A 15,089-nucleotide genomic window follows, 5' to 3' on the forward strand; every position below is an offset into this window, starting at 1 on the left:
CGCATTGCGGCGAATGGGCCCAGCCTTTATAGGCTTCGGGGGTAAAGAACCACGAAAAAGGGTGATCCGCATGTCGTATTCCGCGCTCGAAGCCGTCATCGAAGCCGCCTGGGAGGCGCGCGACACGATCACCCCGGCCACCAAGGGCGAGGCGCGCGACGCCGTCGAGGCCACGCTCGAGGCGCTCGACAAGGGCAGCCTGCGGGTCGCCGAAAAGCGCGGCGCCGACTGGCATGTGAACCAGTGGGCCAAGAAGGCGGTGCTGCTCGGCTTCCGGCTGAAGGACATGGAGGTGCAGGTCGGCGGCCCGCAGGGCGGCACCTGGTGGGACAAGGTCGACAGCAAGTTCGCCCATTGGGGCGAGGCCCAGTGGAAGGCCGCGGGCTTTCGCGCGGTGCCCAGCTGCGTCGTCCGCCGCTCGGCCTATATCGCCAAGGGCGTGGTGCTGATGCCCTCGTTCGTGAACCTCGGCGCCTATGTCGATGAGGGGACGATGGTCGATACCTGGGCCACCGTCGGCTCCTGCGCGCAGATCGGCAAGAACGTGCATCTCTCGGGCGGCGTCGGCATCGGCGGCGTGCTGGAGCCGATGCAGGCCGGCCCGACGATCATCGAGGACAACTGCTTCATCGGCGCCCGCTCCGAGGTGGTCGAGGGCTGCATCGTCCGTGAGGGCTCGGTTCTGGGCATGGGCGTCTTCATCGGCAAGTCCACCAAGATCGTCGACCGCGAGACCGGCGAGGTCATGTATGGCGAGGTCCCGGCCGGTTCGGTCGTCGTCGCGGGCTCGATGCCGTCGAAGGGCGGGGTGAACCTCTATTGCGCGGTGATCGTGAAGCGCGTCGATGCGCAGACGCGGTCCAAGACCTCGATCAACGAGCTGTTGCGCGACTGATCCGGCGGGCGGACGCAGGAGATGGCGCCCTTGCGCGGGCAGCCGTTTCCTGCGAACCCGTGCCAGAGACCAAGGGAGGGACGCCCATGGCGGACGAGAAGAAGCCGAAGCGGCCGCAGCAGGTCTATACGCTGGTGATCGAGGTCGGGCGCTGTGAGGGCGACGGGCTTCCGAAGGATGCCACCGGCGCGGCCCTCATCTGCTACGCCAGCGGCGTGGACGAGGCCGAGGCCGTCCGCGAGACGGTGGCGCTGCTCAAGACGGCCGAGATGGCACCATTGGATGTCTCGGGCTACGGCACGCTTGAAGAGCGGCTCGCCAATGGCGACGAGATTGACGAGGAAGAGCGCGCGCTGATGCAGAGGGCGCTTGCCGAGAATTCGGTCGTCGTGGCGCAGGTGACGCCCTTCTACGACTGACCCGTTTGCGGATCGCCCCGACGGCGGCGACCGCACCGACCTGCCCGGAGACCCAGATGCCCCTCGATCCCGTCGCGCTGACCGCCGACCTCGTCCGCTGCCCCTCGGTGACGCCCGATGAGGGCGGGGCGCTCGTCCTGCTCGAGCGGATCCTGACCGGGGCGGGCTTCGACTGCCGGCGGGTGGATCGCAACGGCGTGCCGAACCTCTTTGCGCGCTGGGGGCGCAAGGGCGCCAACCGGACCTTCGGCTTCAACGGCCATACGGATGTGGTGCCGGTGGGCGACGCGGCCGCCTGGACCCGCGACCCGTTCGGAGGCGAGATCGCGGACGGCTGGCTCTGGGGGCGGGGCGCGACCGACATGAAGTCAGGCGTTGCGGCCTTCGTGGCGGCGGCGGTGGATTTCGTTCAGGAGACACCGCCCGACGGGGCCGTGATCCTGACGATCACCGGCGACGAGGAGGGCGACTCGGTGGACGGGACGACGGCTCTTCTCGACTGGATGGCGACCGAGGGCGAGGCGATGACGGTCTGCCTCGTGGGGGAACCGACCTGCCCCGAGCGGCTGGGCGAGATGATGAAGATCGGCCGCCGCGGCTCGATGACGGCTTTTTTCACCGCACGCGGGGTGCAGGGTCATTCGGCCTATCCGCACCGGGCGAAGAACCCGGTTTCGGCGATGGCGCAGCTGATCGACCGGCTGGCCTCGCACGAACTGGACAAGGGCACCGGGCATTTCGATCCCTCCACGCTGGCCGTAACCACCATCGACACCGGCAACCCGGCCACCAACGTGATCCCGGCGCTCTGCCGGGCCACGGTGAATATCCGTTTCAACGACCGGCACAGTGGCGCCAGCCTGATCCGCTGGCTCGAACAGGAGGCCGCCGGGGTGGCGGCGGAGACCGGGGTCGAGATCGGCCTCGGCGCAAAGATCTCCGGCGAAAGCTTCCTGACCCCGCCGGGCGAGCTGTCGGAGCTTGTGGCCCGCGCGGTCGAGGCCGAGACCGGCCTCCGCCCCGAACCCTCGACCTCGGGCGGCACGTCGGACGCGCGCTTCGTGCGCGCCCATTGCCCGGTGGTGGAGTTCGGCCTCGTCGGCAAGACCATGCATCAGGTCGATGAGCGGGTCGAGGTGGCGCAGATCGAACCGCTCAAGGCCATCTACAAGCGCATCCTGAAAGACTATTTCACATGAAGATCGAACGCACGCGTGACGTCGAGGCCTGCCGGGCGCTGCGGCGGGCGGTCTTCATCGAGGAGCAGGGCGTATCCGAGGCCGACGAGATCGACGATCTGGACGGTGAGGCGATCCATCTGCTGGCCACCGACGACGGCCGGGCGGTCGGCACCGCGCGCCTGCTGATCCGGGGCGAGACGGGCAAGATCGGCCGGGTCTGCGTGCTGGCCGAATACCGGGGCACGGGCGTCGGCGCGGCCCTGATCCGGGCGGCGGTGGCCGAACTGGGGCGAGAGCCGGACCTCCGGCAGCTCAGGCTCGGGTCGCAGACCCACGCCATGGGGTTCTATGCCAAGCTGGGCTTCCGGCCGGTGGGCGAGGATTATCTCGACGCGGGCATCCCCCACCGCGACATGGTGCTGGACCTCTGAGGCTTTGCGGATGACGAGTCCCGCGGCCCGTGCTAGGCCAGAGCGATGGACCAATTGCCCTCCAAAGCCCAGATCCTCGACTGGATCGCCCAGAACCCGGCCCTCTCCGCGAAGCGCGACATTGCCCGCGCCTTCGGCATCAAGGGCAGTGCCGCGCGCATCGAGCTGAAGCGCCTCCTGCGCGAGATGGAGGCGGATGGCGCGCTGGAAAAGCGCGAGCGCAGCTTCGCCCCCCAAGGCGCCCTGCCGCCGGTTTCGGTGCTCGAGATCACGGGCCCGGACGCCGAGGGCGACCTCTTCGCCCGGCCGCTGGAGTGGGAGGGGGAGGGCGAGCCGCCCCGCATCCTCTTCGTGCCGAAGAAGGGCGATCCCGCGATGGCGCAGGGCGAGCGCATCCTCGCCCGGCTGACCGAGGTCGAGGGCGAGGATCACAGCCACGAGGCGCGGCTGATCCGGCGGCTCGGGGGCGCGAAGCCCCGCATCCTCGGCATCTTCCGGGCGAGTGCGGACGGCGGGCGGATCCTGCCGATCGACAAGGGCGAGGACAAGGAATGGCGCGTGGCCCGCGACGGGGCCGCAGGCGCCCGTGACGGCGAACTGGTCGAGGCCGAGCAGGTCGGGCCGCGCCGTCTCGGCCTGCCGCTGGCCCGCGTGACGTCCCGGCTGGGCGATCCGGCCGGCCCGCGCGCGGTGTCGCTGATCGCCATCCACCAGCACGGCATCCCCGACAGCTTCCCCGACGCCGTGCTGGCCGAGGCCGAGGGTGCGGGCCCCGCCCCGATGGGCGAGCGCGAGGATCTGCGCCACCTGCCCTTCGTCACCATCGACCCCGTCGATGCGCGCGACCGGGACGATGCGGTGCTCGCCGAGCCCGACCCCGATCCGCAGAATCCGGGCGGCCATGTCGTCTGGGTGGCCATCGCCGATGTGGCGCACTACGTCCGTCCCGGCTCGGCGCTCGACCGCGAGGCGCGCAAGCGCGGCAACTCCACCTACTTCCCCGACCGCGTCGTGCCGATGCTGCCGGATGCGCTGTCGGGCGATCTCTGTTCGCTGCACGAGGAGGTGGACCGGCCCTGCATGGCCGTGCGGATGCGGCTCTCGGCGCAGGGCGAGAAGATCTCTCACCGCTTCACGCGGGGCATGATGCGCTCGCGCGCAAGCCTGAACTACGCGCAGGTGCAGAAGGCGCAGGACGGCCAGCCCGACGAGGCGACGGCGCCGCTCCTGGAGACCATCATCCGGCCGCTCTACGAGGCCTACCGGGCGCTCAAGCACGCCCGCGCGGTGCGCCAGCCGCTCGACCTCGACCTGCCCGAGCGCAGGATCGAGCTGTCGGAGGATGGGCGTGTGCTGTCGGTGGCCTTCCGCGAGCGGTTCGACGCCCATCGGCTGATCGAGGAATTCATGGTGCTGGCGAACGTCGCCGCCGCCGAGGAACTGACGCGCCTGCGCCGGCCGCTGCTGTTCCGCGTCCATGAGGAGCCGTCGCCCGACAAGCTCGAGGCGCTGCGCGAGGTGGCCGAGGCCTCCGGCTTCACGCTGGCCAAGGGGCAGGTGCTGAAGACCGCGCATCTGAACCGGCTTCTGGCCCAGGCCGAGGGCACCGAGTTCGACGAGCTGCTGAACATCACCACGCTGCGCTCGATGACCCAAGCCTATTATCACGCCGAGAACTTTGGCCACTTTGGTCTGGCGCTGCGCAGCTATGCGCATTTTACCTCGCCGATCCGCCGCTATTCGGATCTGATCGTGCATCGGGCGCTGATCCTTGCGCATGGCTGGGGCGATGACGGGCTGTCGGCCCAGGACATCGAGATGCTGGAAGAGACGGCCAAGCAGATCTCGGACACCGAGCGGCGCAGCATGGCGGCCGAGCGGGATACGACCGACCGCTACCTCGCCTCCTGGCTCTCGGACCGGGTGGGGGCTGAATTCGCCGGTCGGATCTCGGGGGTGCAGCGGTTCGGCCTGTTCGTGAAACTCGACGAGAGCGGGGCCGACGGTCTCATCCCGATCCGGTCCGTGGGGCGCGAGTTCTTCCATTTCGATCCCGAGAGCCAGACCCTGATGGGCGCGGATACGGGAACCGTCCTGGGCATCGGACAGCGGGTGACGGTGCGCCTTGCGGAAGCCGTGCCGCTGACGGGGGGGCTGACGCTCGAACTTCTGACGGTGGAGGATCGGGGATTGCCTGCCCCCAAGCGTCGGCGTGGCCGGTCGGCGCCCCGCAAGCCCGGCCGTGACGCGGCAAGGGCCGGGAAGGCGAAGCGCCGGGTGTTGCGCACGCGGCGGTAAGGGGCCGGGACATGGCCAGGGCGGGGGGCTGTCTGCCCCCCGCGCCCCCCGAGGATATTTTTTTCAGAGTGAGAGGAAGGAGTTGCGCCGGATCCGGCGGTTGCCCGCATCGGGGCATGGGCTTGCGCTTTTCGGATGGGGCGTTTCGCGCTAGGGTTGCCAAAACGACAAGAGCGAGGGCAGGGATGGGGCAGATGGTGCGGAAGCTTCTTTTCGGATTGGGTCTGGTGGTGGCGGCGTCGCCCGTGGCGGCGGATCCGGCGGCGGGGTCGCAGCGGCCGGTGGCGCGCGGGGAGGTGACGGTGACCGAGGGGGAACGGGCGGCGCAGGCCGGGTTCGATGCGTGGATCGTCGCGTTTCGCCCGCGGGCGCTGGCGGCCGGGATCCGGCCCGAGACTCTGGCCGCGGCCTTCCGGGGCGTGCGCTACGACGCGGACGCCGTGGCGCGCGACCGCAACCAGGCCGAGTTCAACCGGACACTCTGGGATTATCTCGATTCGGCCGTCTCGGAGGTGCGGATCGCCAACGGACGCGCAGCCCTGATGCGGCACGGGGCGCTGCTCGAGCGGATCGAGGCACGCTACGGCGTGCCGAAGGAGATCGTGGTTGCGGTCTGGGGGATGGAGACCTCGTACGGGACGCGGCGCGGCGATCATCCGCTGGTGGGGGCGCTGGCGACGCTGGCCCATGACGGGCGGCGCGCCGCCTTCTTCGAGGAGCAGCTGATCGCGGCGTTGAAGATCCTCGATACGGGCGACGTGCGTCCCGAGGCGATGACCGGAAGCTGGGCCGGCGCGATGGGCCACACCCAGTTCATGCCGACCTCCTACCTTGCGCATGCGGTGGATTTCACCGGCGACGGGCGGCGCGACATCTGGTCGGAGGATCCCTCGGATGCGCTGGCCTCGACGGCGGCCTATCTGGCACGCTCGGGCTGGCGCGCGGGCGAGCCCTGGGGGGTCGAGGTGCGGCTGCCGGAGGGTTTCGATTTCGCCCAGAGCGGCAAGGGACTGCGGAAATCGGCGGAGGAGTGGCGGGGGCTGGGCCTGCATCGGGTGGATGATGCGCCGCTGCCCGAGGGCGAGGCGGAGCTTCTGCTGCCCGCGGGGGCGCGCGGGGCGGCCTTTTTGATCTATCCGAACTTCCGTGCCCTGGCGCGCTACAATCCGGCGGATGCCTATGTGATCGGGGTCGGCCATCTGGCAGACCGGCTGACGGGCGGCCCGGCCATCGCGGGCGGCTGGCCCCGGGGCGACCGGGCGCTGGCCTCGGCCGAGCGGACAGAGTTGCAGCGGCTGCTGACGGCAGCGGGCTTCGACACGGGCGGCGCCGACGGGATGATCGGGCCGAACACCCTGGCCGCGCTGCGCAAGTGGCAGCAGGCGCGGGGTCTGGTCGCGGACGGCTATGCCAATGAGGCGGTGCTGAACCGGCTGCGCGAAGGAGCCTGACCGGCCTGAGGGGGACTCCCCTTTCACGGCATGGCAAGGTATGTTCCTGTTTCGTTCAAGCGACTCGGGCACTGCCATGCCGTTCGTGGAACTGTCGGCCACGTCGAATTTCACCTTTCTCACGGGCGCCTCGCATCCCGAGGAGCTGATGCGGCGGGCCGCCTCTCTCGGCTTGCCCGCGCTGGCGATTGCCGACGAGAATTCCGTCGCCGGGATCGTGCGGGCCTTCTGCGAGGCCAGGGAGATCGCGCGCGAGACGGGCACCGCCCCGCGCCTTGTCCCGGCGGCCCGGGTCGTGGTGCGCGAGGGCCTCGCCGTCACCGTCCTGCCCCGGGACCGCGCCGCCTGGGGCCGGCTCTGCCGCCTGCTGACGCTGGGGCGGCGGGCAGCGCCCAAGGGGGGCTGCGATCTGGGCTTGGGCGATCTGCTTGCCCATGCCGAAGGCCAGGAGCTGCTGCTCCATCCGCCGGCGCGTCTTGCGCCGGAGTGGCGGGCCCTGGCCGGGCGGCTGGCGGAGGCCTGCCCCGGACGGGTCGGGCTGATCCTTGCCCCCCAGTATGCGGGGCAGGACCGGGCCCGGTTCGAGCGGCTCGCGGCGTTGGCCGCGCGGCTCGGGGTGCCGGCCGTGGCCTCGGGCCTGCCGATCCTGCATCATGGCGCGCGGCGGCGGCTGGCCGATGTGCTGACGGCGATCCGCACCGGTTGCCGGGTGGAGGAACTCGGCCGGCGGGCGCTGGCGAACGGAGAGCAGCGCATCCGGTCCGAGGCCGAGATGCTGCGCCTCTATCCCGGCCATGAGGAGGCCGTCTTCCGCAGCGGCGAGATCGCCGGGCGGCTCGGCTTCTGCCTGAGCCAGCTGCGCTATGAATATCCCTCCGAGATCGCCGAGGGCGAAAGCTCCTCGGACCGGCTGGCCCGGCTGACGCGCGAGGGGCTCGACTGGCGCTATCCGGCGGGCGTGCCGGACAAGGTCGCGGCGCAGGCGCGGCATGAGCTGGATCTCATCGGCAAGCTGGGCTACGAGCCCTATTTCCTCACCGTCCACGACATCGTCCGCTTTGCGCGTGACCGGGGCATCCTCTGCCAGGGGCGCGGGTCGGCGGCCAATTCCATCGTCTGCTATGCGCTGGGCGTGACCTCGGTCAGCCCCGAGATCGGCACCATGGTCTTCGAGCGGTTCGTGTCCGAAGCGCGGAACGAGCCGCCCGACATCGACGTGGATTTCGAGCATGAGCGGCGCGAGGAGGTGATCCAGCACATCTATGAACGCTACGGCCGCCACCGCGCCGGGCTGTGTGCCACCGTCATTCATTACCGCGGCAAGCGGGCCGTGCGCGAGGTGGGGCGCGCGATGGGGCTTTCGGAGGACACGCTCGCCGCCATGTCGAGCCAGATCTGGGGATGGGGCGGGCCCGGTGCCCTGACCGAGCAGCGCCTGCGCGAGATCGGGCTTGATCCGGGTGACCGGAGGCTCTGGCTGACCCTGCAGCTCATCGACGAGATCCAGGGGTTTCCTCGCCATCTCTCGCAGCATGTGGGTGGCTTCGTCATCACCGAGGGGCGGCTGGACGAGCTGGTGCCGATCGAGAACGCCGCTATGGAGGATCGGACGGTCATCTGCTGGGACAAGGACGACATCGACGCGCTGGGCATCCTCAAGGTGGATGTGCTGGCGCTGGGCATGCTGACCTGCATCCGCAAGGCGTTCGACCTGATCGAGATGCACCACCACACGCGCTACACGCTCGCCACCCTGCCCCAGGAGGACGGGCCGACCTACGACATGCTCTGCCAGGCGGATTCGCTGGGCGTGTTCCAGGTCGAGTCGCGGGCGCAGATGAACTTCCTGCCCCGGATGCGGCCGCGCCGCTTCTACGATCTCGTGATCCAGGTCGCCATCATCCGCCCCGGTCCGATCCAGGGTGACATGGTCCATCCCTACATCCGGCGCCGCAACCGCGAAGAGGATGTCCATTTCCCCTCGGACGCGCTGGGAGAGGTGCTGGGCAAGACGCTGGGCGTGCCGCTCTTTCAGGAGCAGGCGATGCAGATCGCCATCATCGGCGCGGGCTTCACCCCTGACGAGGCCGACCGCCTGCGCCGGGCGCTGGCCACCTTCAAGAAGCACGGCAACGTGACGGCGCTGAAGGACCGCTTCATGGAGGGGATGCGCGCCAACGGCTATGACGAGGAGTTCGCCGCCCGCTGCTTCGCGCAGATCGAGGGCTTCGGCTCCTACGGCTTTCCCGAAAGCCACGCGGCCAGCTTTGCCTTCCTCGTCTATGCCTCGGCCTGGCTGAAGTGCCACCACCCCGGCATCTTCGCCTGCGCGCTGCTGAACTCGCAGCCGATGGGCTTCTATGCGCCGGCGCAGATCGTGCGGGACGCGCGCGCGCAGGGGGTGACGGTGCTGCCGCCCTGCATCAACGCTAGCCGCTGGGACAATGTGATGGAGCCGGACGGACGGGGGCGTCTGGCGCTCCGGCTGGGGCTGCGCCAGATCAAGGGCGTGGCCGAGGAGGAGGCGCTCTGGATCGTCGGGGCCCGCGGCAACGGCTACCGCGCGGTCGAGGATGTCTGGCGCCGGGCGGGGACCCCGCCCGCCACCGTGACCCGGCTGGCCGAGGCCGACTGTTTCGCGGCCCTCGGTCTCTCGCGGCGCGAGGCCCTGTGGCAGGCGCGCGCGCTGACGGGGGACAAGCCGCTGCCGCTCTTTTCCGGCGACATGGATGGCGAGGGGATCGTCGAACCCGCGGTCGCCCTGCGCGAGATGACGCTGGGTGAGCAGGTGGTCGAGGATTACGCCGCCTTCCGCCTGACCCTCCGGGCGCATCCGATGGCGCTGTTGCGGCACCTGCTCTGAGCGGGGCCCCGGCCTCCGGCCCTGTCAGACGGACCACGTAGGCGGGTCTGTCTCAGGCCATCTCGCCCTCGACCCACCAGCCGCCCGACAGCAGCCCCCCAAGCGCCTGGAAGAGCCAGATCCGCTCGCCCCCGTCGAGTTCCACCACCCAGTAGTCGCGGGGACCGCTGCGCCATTGGGGATCGTCGAGCCACCATTCCGGCAGGATGCGCTCGGGCCCGTCGGCGCGGACGATCCGGCGCTCGCGGCGGCGCCAGCGGATGCGGGAAGGAGGAGAGCCCTCGGCTTCGGCGGGCTCGGGCGGGAAAAGGACCAGCGGGCGGGGGGCGTGCGGTTCGGGCCAGGGGCCGGCAGGCTCGGACCAGGCGGCGGCCAGGATCAGGGCGGACTTCGCAGGCACATGGCTCTCGGCCGGATGCAGCCGCGTCACCGACTCGGTCCCCAGCCGCGCCCCGAGCCGGCCCACGAGATCGGCCAGCGCATCGGCCTGACGTGCGGCCGACGAGGGCCCGCGATGGGGCGTTGTCACCATCGGCTCCGTCTCGATGGCCGAAAGCCGCAGCATGTCGATCCCGAACCCCGCGTCGATCGTCTCGAGCTTCAGGGCCAGCAGCGGGCGGATCCGGTCGGGCGTGTCGGCCGGCTGGGCCAGGCCGATCTCGATCGTGGGCACCTGCCCGTCGGTGCGAAAGGCCTGCAGCCGCACCCGGCGGGCGCCCCGCTCCTTCTCCTTCAGCCGGTCGCAGAGCGGGGGGAGCAGCCGGTCGAGGCCGGCCTCCACATCCTCGCGCAGGCCGATCGGGTCGGGCAGCGTCAGCCGCACCGCGAAATGCAGCGGCGCGCGGGCGGGTGAGACGGGCTCGGGCTCGAACCCCAGGGCCTGATCGAGCCGGCGCAGCACGGCGGTGCCGAAGCGCCGGGCGAGCGCGGCCCGCGGCAGGTCGAGCAGGTCGCCCACATGGCGCAGGCCGAGCCGGGCCAGCGACTCGGCCGCCCCGTCCGGCAGGCGGAGCGCCGCGACCGGCAGCGGGGCCAGCGCCTGCCGCATGTGGCCGGGGGCGGCGATCACGCCGAGGGGCCCGCCGGTGGGCGGGACCAGCCTCCGGCGCTTTGTCGCGCGTGACCGCGTGGCATGGGCCTCCTGCTCGATCGCGTCCCCGCTGCGGGTGGCCGGGGCCGCGCGCCCGGAATGGCGGGCCAGTGCCCAGGCCGCGCCGGGCGTATCGGCGACCGCCGCCCGCACCGTCAGGCCAAGCGCCGCGCAATCCGCCTCGACCACGCCGAGCAGCTTGTCCTCGCCGCCGAACAGATGGGCGCAGCCGGTCAGATCGACCGTCAGCCCCGCCGGGGGCTCCTCGGCCACCCAGGGCGAGAACTTTCCCGCCCAGCGGCGGAGCACGGTGAGGAAGGCCGCCTCGCCCGGCAGGTCTTCGGCGGCGGTGACAAGATGCGGGCAGATCGCGGTGGCGTCACGAAGGCCCTGTCCGGGCCCCAGCCCCAGCGCCTCGGCCTCGGCCGAGACAGAGGTGAGGACCTGCGCCCCCCGCCGCTCTCCCACCACCGCGAAAGGGGGCGGCAGCGCATCGTCGCGCCGCCGCAGGACCCGCTCGGCCGCGAGCCTGGGAAACCAGAGGCAGAGAATCCGTCGCTGTGCCATTGCCCATGTTCCTGTTTCGTTCAGGATACCGCAGGCCATGGAACGGAGTCGAGTCACCGACTCCGGGGCGGGATCAGCCGCAGGCCAGCCGGACGATCCGGTCGGCCTCGTTCGCCTCGACGGTCAGCCGGTTGGGGCTGAAATCCATCGTCACCGCCTCGCCCGGCCGCACGAGCCGGACCGGCTGGGTGAAGCGGATCGTCTCGAGCACTTCCGCCGGCTGGCCGACAAGGCCCTGCAGCCGAACCGCGCCGCAACTGTCTGTCGGAAGGATGATTTCGGTTTCCTTCTTGCTGCAAGCCGACAGGCTGGCGAGGGCGGAAAGGAGAAGAACTGTGCGGCGCATGTCGAGGTCTCCGGTCGAACGGCGCGCAAACTAGTCGGGCGCGCATCCCGACACAAGCCGACGCGGGCGCCGCAGGGGCCCGATGACGCCTCCGTGAAAGCGGGTGGGCGACCGCGGGGCCGGGGGCACGATCCGCCCACGTCACCGGGGCCCGCGTTTCCGGGCTTCCGCCGATGCGGCGTTTGGGGCAGGAAGGGGAAAACAGGAGCGATCATGTCCGAACCCCGCGCCCCTCGCCTCTGCGTGCTGATCGACGCAGACAACGTGCCCGCCAACTACGCCGAGGCCATCTTCGAGGAGATCGCGGCCCTCGGCGAAGCCTCGGTGCGCCGGATCTATGGCGACTGGTCGGCGATGCGCCTGAATGCCTGGGCCAAGAAGGTGGCCGCGCTGGGGCTCGTCGCGGATCAGCAGTTCTCGAACACCAAGGGCAAGAACGCCTCGGACATCGGGCTGGTGATCGCGGCGATGGACTTCCTCCACTCGGGGCTGTTCGACGGATTCGTGCTGGTCTCGTCCGACAGCGACTTCACCCGCCTCGCCGCCCGCATCCGCGAGCAGGGGCTCGATGTCTATGGCATCGGCGAGAAGAAGACGCCCGAAGCCTTCCGCATGGCCTGCAAGCGGTTCATCTATGTGGAGAACCTCGGTTCGGACGAACCTCCGGCGCGCGGCCCGCGCCCGGCGGACGAGCCGCAGCAGGCGCCCGCACAGCGCGGCAAGGAAGAGCCGATGAAGGCGATCCCGCTGATCGTCGCGGCCATGCGCGCCATCGACCCCGACGGCGAATGGTACACGCTCGGCCAGGTCGGCCAGTTCATCACCCAGGCGAATCCCGACTTCGACACCCGGACCTATGGCTCGGCCAAACTGTCGGATCTCATCAAGAAGATCAGCCGGTTCGAGGTGAAGTCCGGCCCCGGAGGGCAGCTTCTCGCCCGCGACCTCGCCTGAGACGGCCGGCCGGCGGCCTCTGGCTCCTTGACCCCTGCGGCCCATCGTCTAGGGTGCGCGACATTCCGCCAGTCAAAGGAGCAACGCCATGGCCCAGCGTCTTCACCTCGTCTTCGGGGGCGAACTCGTCAGCCCGACGAAGAACGCATTCAAGGACGTGAAGGCCATCCATATCGTCGGCATGTTCCCCGACTATGCCTCGGCCTACACCGCATGGAAGGCCGAGGCGCAGCGCACCGTGGACGATGCGCATGTGCGTTATTTCATTGCCCATCTCCACCGCCTCCGCGACGAAGAGCAGCCGGCCTCGGCCACCGAGGAACTGGGGGCCTGACGAGATCCCCCCATGGCGACCGCCTTCGGCCTCCCGTTCGGGACTGCCCTGCGGCGTGAGCCCGCCGAGGGCCCGGTCCGGCCCCAGCGCCCGCTTGGCAAGCTGGTCTGGCTCCATGCGCCCTCGCGCGAGTCGGCGCGGCCGATGGCCGAACTCGGGCGCCGGATCATCCTCGACGAGGGGTTTCCGGTCCTGCTGACCACCCACGCCCCGGTGAGTTCGGGCGGCATCCTGATCGTGCAGACCCCGCCGCCCGACACGCAGGCCGCGGCGGCGGACTTCCTGGATCACTGGCGGCCCGATGCGGCCTTCATGGCCGAGGGCGAACTGAGGCCCACCCTGATCCAGGCCGCGTCGGACCGGGGCGTGCCGCTGGCGCTGGTCGATGGCGTGGCACCGCGCATCCTGCCCGGACGCGAAAGCTGGTGGCCGGGGCAGATGCGCAACCTGCTCGGCCGGTTCAGCCACATCTTCGCCGTAAACGAGGCGGCCGCGCGCGCCTTTCGCAAGGCCGGCAGCCCGACACAGGTGACGCAGGTCGCCGGGCGGCTTGAGGAAGGCAGCCTCGCGCTGCCCTGCACCGAGGCCGAGCGGGCGGCGATGGCCCGGCTGCTCGCGACGCGGCAGGTCTGGCTTGCGGCGGGCCTTCCGGTCGAGGAGGAGGCCGCGGTGATCGCGGCGCATCACGCGGCGCTGAAGCTCGCCCACCGGATGCTTCTCATCGTCGTGCCGCAGGAGCCCGACCGCGCGGGCCCCCTCGCCGAACGGTTCGAGGCCGAGGGCTGGAAGGTCGCCCGCCGCGCCGCCGACGAAGAGCCGGATGCCGAGACCGAGGTCTTCGTCGCCGATGGTGCGGCCGAACTCGGCCTCTGGTACCGGCTGGCGCAGGTCACCTGGCTGGGCGGCAGCCTCAGCACCGGCTGCGTGCTCGACCCGCTCGAGGCGGCCTCGCTCGGGTCGGCGCTGATCCACGGGCCGCGGGCCGGATCGCATGGCGTGACGCTGGCCCGGCTGACGGCGGCGCGGGCCTCGATGACGGTGGAGACGGCGCGCGATCTTGCCGAGGCGCTGGCCGACCTGCTCGCGCCCGACCGGGTGGCGCGGCTGGCCCACGCAGGCTGGGCCGTGGCCTCGGAAGGCACCGAAGTCACCGACCGGGTGGTGGCGCTGGCCGGCCGCCTTGTGGAGAGAGAGCCCTGATGCGACCGCCCGCCTTCTGGTTCACGCCGCCCGCCCGTCCATCCCTTGCCGCGCGGTTGCTGGCCCCGCTGGGGCGGGCCTATGCGGCGGCCACGGCGCGGCGCCTGCGGGCCGAGGGGCACCGCGCGGGCGTGCCGGTGATCTGCATCGGCAACCTGAACGCGGGCGGCACGGGCAAGACGCCCACGGCCATCGCGCTCCTGCAGCGCCTGTCCGACCGGGGCGTGGCCGCGCATGTCGTCTCGCGCGGGTATGGCGGGCGGCTCGAGGGGCCGGTGCAGGTCGATCCGCGCCGTCATCGCGCGGCGGATGTGGGCGACGAGCCCCTGCTGCTGGCGGCCTTCGGTCCGGCATGGGTCGCGCGCGACCGCGCTGCGGGCGTCCGCGCCGCCGAGGCGGCGGGCGCGCAGGCGATCCTGCTGGACGACGGGTTCCAGAACCCTTCGGTGGTCAAGGATCTCTCGGTCGTCGTCGTCGATGCGGCGGTGGGGTTCGGCAACGGCCGCTGCCTGCCGGCAGGCCCGCTGCGCGAGCCGGTGGCGGAGGGTCTGGCGCGCGCCGACCTGCTGCTCTCGATCGGCGAGGCCGAGGCGCAGCGCCGCTTCGCCGCCGACTGGCCCGCGCTGCCGGTGCCCCGGCTGACGGGGCGGCTGGCCACCTTGCAGATGGGGATGGACTGGCAGGAGGCGCGCGTTCTGGCCTTTGCCGGAATCGGCCGGCCCGAGAAGTTCTTCGCCTCGCTGCGGGCCGAGGGCGCGGTGCTTCTGCGCGCCGAGGCGCTCGACGATCACCAGCCTTTGGGCGAGGCGCTGATGCGGCGGCTCGAGATCGAGGCGATGGCGCTGGGGGCGCAGCTTGTCACGACCGAGAAGGACGCGGTCCGCCTGCCGCCCTCGTTCCGGCAGAAGGTGCTCACCCTTCCCGTCCGGCTGGAGCTGGATGACTGGGCCGCGCTCGATGCGGCCTTCGACCGGCTGGGGCTGACGCGGCAGGCCTGAGGCCCCGCGTATTGCCTCATGAAGGAATGTTCCCGAAGCGGTGGCTGTCGCCTCATCCGGAA

13 protein-coding genes are annotated in these 15,089 nt (G+C 71.0%); 11 read left to right on the forward strand and 2 right to left on the reverse strand.

The annotated features are described in order from the left end of the window. Window positions 1–70: 70 nt before the first annotated feature. The 7 genes from dapD to FG154_RS11855 all read left to right on the forward strand — a co-directional run bounded on the left by dapD (window position 71) and on the right by FG154_RS11855 (window position 9,538). Window positions 71–895, forward strand: coding sequence for a 2,3,4,5-tetrahydropyridine-2,6-dicarboxylate N-succinyltransferase (gene dapD / locus FG154_RS11825; protein ID WP_145107955.1), 825 nt, complete (start codon window positions 71–73; stop codon window positions 893–895). Between the two features lie 86 nt (window positions 896–981). Continuing rightward, window positions 982–1,314 (forward strand): hypothetical protein, encoded by a 333-nt coding sequence (locus FG154_RS11830; RefSeq protein WP_011907117.1) that lies wholly within the window; start codon window positions 982–984, stop codon window positions 1,312–1,314. A gap of 56 nt (window positions 1,315–1,370) precedes the next feature. Next, complete coding sequence (gene dapE, locus FG154_RS11835) at window positions 1,371–2,513, forward strand: succinyl-diaminopimelate desuccinylase (protein WP_145107958.1); 1,143 nt, start codon at window positions 1,371–1,373, stop codon at window positions 2,511–2,513. Beyond that, a complete protein-coding gene (locus tag FG154_RS11840) occupies window positions 2,510–2,926 on the forward strand; it encodes a GNAT family N-acetyltransferase (protein ID WP_145107960.1) in 417 nt (138 codons plus the stop codon). The genes dapE and FG154_RS11840 overlap by 4 nt, the downstream gene beginning before the upstream one ends. A 45-nt stretch (window positions 2,927–2,971) precedes the next feature. Further along, window positions 2,972–5,224: a ribonuclease R gene (gene rnr / locus FG154_RS11845; protein WP_145107963.1), complete on the forward strand. Its 2,253-nt coding sequence runs from the start codon at window positions 2,972–2,974 to the stop codon at window positions 5,222–5,224. Window positions 5,225–5,421: 197 nt separating this feature from the next. After that, complete coding sequence (locus tag FG154_RS11850) at window positions 5,422–6,675, forward strand: lytic murein transglycosylase (RefSeq protein ID WP_145107987.1); 1,254 nt, start codon at window positions 5,422–5,424, stop codon at window positions 6,673–6,675. Between the two features lie 76 nt (window positions 6,676–6,751). Then, window positions 6,752–9,538: an error-prone DNA polymerase gene (locus FG154_RS11855; RefSeq protein ID WP_145107966.1), complete on the forward strand. Its 2,787-nt coding sequence runs from the start codon at window positions 6,752–6,754 to the stop codon at window positions 9,536–9,538. Between the two features lie 52 nt (window positions 9,539–9,590). Here the strand turns inward: FG154_RS11855 and FG154_RS11860 are convergent, their stop codons facing one another. Both FG154_RS11860 and FG154_RS11865 read right to left on the reverse strand, forming a co-directional pair. Further along, window positions 9,591–11,195: a Y-family DNA polymerase gene (locus FG154_RS11860; protein ID WP_145107969.1), complete on the reverse strand. Its 1,605-nt coding sequence runs from the start codon at window positions 11,193–11,195 to the stop codon at window positions 9,591–9,593. Between the two features lie 73 nt (window positions 11,196–11,268). After that, complete coding sequence (locus FG154_RS11865) at window positions 11,269–11,541, reverse strand: I78 family peptidase inhibitor (RefSeq protein ID WP_145107971.1); 273 nt, start codon at window positions 11,539–11,541, stop codon at window positions 11,269–11,271. Between the two features lie 213 nt (window positions 11,542–11,754). Here FG154_RS11865 and FG154_RS11870 point away from each other — a divergent pair, with 213 nt between their 5' ends. From FG154_RS11870 to lpxK, 4 genes are all read left to right on the forward strand, one after another. Further along, complete coding sequence (locus FG154_RS11870; RefSeq protein WP_145107974.1) at window positions 11,755–12,495, forward strand: NYN domain-containing protein; 741 nt, start codon at window positions 11,755–11,757, stop codon at window positions 12,493–12,495. Between the two features lie 88 nt (window positions 12,496–12,583). Beyond that, entirely contained in the window at window positions 12,584–12,829 is a 246-nt protein-coding gene (locus FG154_RS11875) for a DUF4170 domain-containing protein (protein WP_011907128.1), read from the forward strand. 12 nt (window positions 12,830–12,841) lie between these two features. Beyond that, window positions 12,842–14,029 carry a 3-deoxy-D-manno-octulosonic acid transferase gene (locus tag FG154_RS11880; protein WP_145107977.1) on the forward strand — a complete coding sequence of 396 codons (1,188 nt, stop codon included), beginning with the start codon at window positions 12,842–12,844 and terminating at the stop codon, window positions 14,027–14,029. Further along, on the forward strand, window positions 14,029–15,027 hold the full coding sequence (lpxK, locus tag FG154_RS11885; RefSeq protein ID WP_145107980.1) for a tetraacyldisaccharide 4'-kinase: 999 nt from the start codon (window positions 14,029–14,031) through the stop codon (window positions 15,025–15,027). The genes FG154_RS11880 and lpxK overlap by 1 nt, the downstream gene beginning before the upstream one ends. The last annotated feature ends 62 nt before the right edge of the window (window positions 15,028–15,089 follow it).

The sequence above is a fragment of the Cereibacter sediminicola genome (genome assembly GCF_007668225.1).
Lineage (GTDB): Bacteria > Pseudomonadota > Alphaproteobacteria > Rhodobacterales > Rhodobacteraceae > Cereibacter_A > Cereibacter_A azotoformans.

What these genes read in the sequence shown, in the direction of transcription:
- FG154_RS11830 (WP_011907117.1), top strand. Translation starts at nt 982, where the DNA reads ATGGCGGACGAGAAGAAGCCGAAGCGGCCGCAGCAGGTCTATACGCTG.
- rnr (WP_145107963.1), top strand. Translation starts at nt 2,972, where the DNA reads ATGGACCAATTGCCCTCCAAAGCCCAGATCCTCGACTGGATCGCCCAG.
- dapE (WP_145107958.1), top strand. Translation starts at nt 1,371, where the DNA reads ATGCCCCTCGATCCCGTCGCGCTGACCGCCGACCTCGTCCGCTGCCCC.
- FG154_RS11865 (WP_145107971.1), bottom strand. Translation starts at nt 11,541, where the DNA reads ATGCGCCGCACAGTTCTTCTCCTTTCCGCCCTCGCCAGCCTGTCGGCT.
- FG154_RS11840 (WP_145107960.1), top strand. Translation starts at nt 2,510, where the DNA reads ATGAAGATCGAACGCACGCGTGACGTCGAGGCCTGCCGGGCGCTGCGG.
- dapD (WP_145107955.1), top strand. Translation starts at nt 71, where the DNA reads ATGTCGTATTCCGCGCTCGAAGCCGTCATCGAAGCCGCCTGGGAGGCG.
- FG154_RS11860 (WP_145107969.1), bottom strand. Translation starts at nt 11,195, where the DNA reads ATGGCACAGCGACGGATTCTCTGCCTCTGGTTTCCCAGGCTCGCGGCC.
- FG154_RS11875 (WP_011907128.1), top strand. Translation starts at nt 12,584, where the DNA reads ATGGCCCAGCGTCTTCACCTCGTCTTCGGGGGCGAACTCGTCAGCCCG.
- FG154_RS11880 (WP_145107977.1), top strand. Translation starts at nt 12,842, where the DNA reads ATGGCGACCGCCTTCGGCCTCCCGTTCGGGACTGCCCTGCGGCGTGAG.
- lpxK (WP_145107980.1), top strand. Translation starts at nt 14,029, where the DNA reads ATGCGACCGCCCGCCTTCTGGTTCACGCCGCCCGCCCGTCCATCCCTT.
- FG154_RS11855 (WP_145107966.1), top strand. Translation starts at nt 6,752, where the DNA reads ATGCCGTTCGTGGAACTGTCGGCCACGTCGAATTTCACCTTTCTCACG.
- FG154_RS11870 (WP_145107974.1), top strand. Translation starts at nt 11,755, where the DNA reads ATGTCCGAACCCCGCGCCCCTCGCCTCTGCGTGCTGATCGACGCAGAC.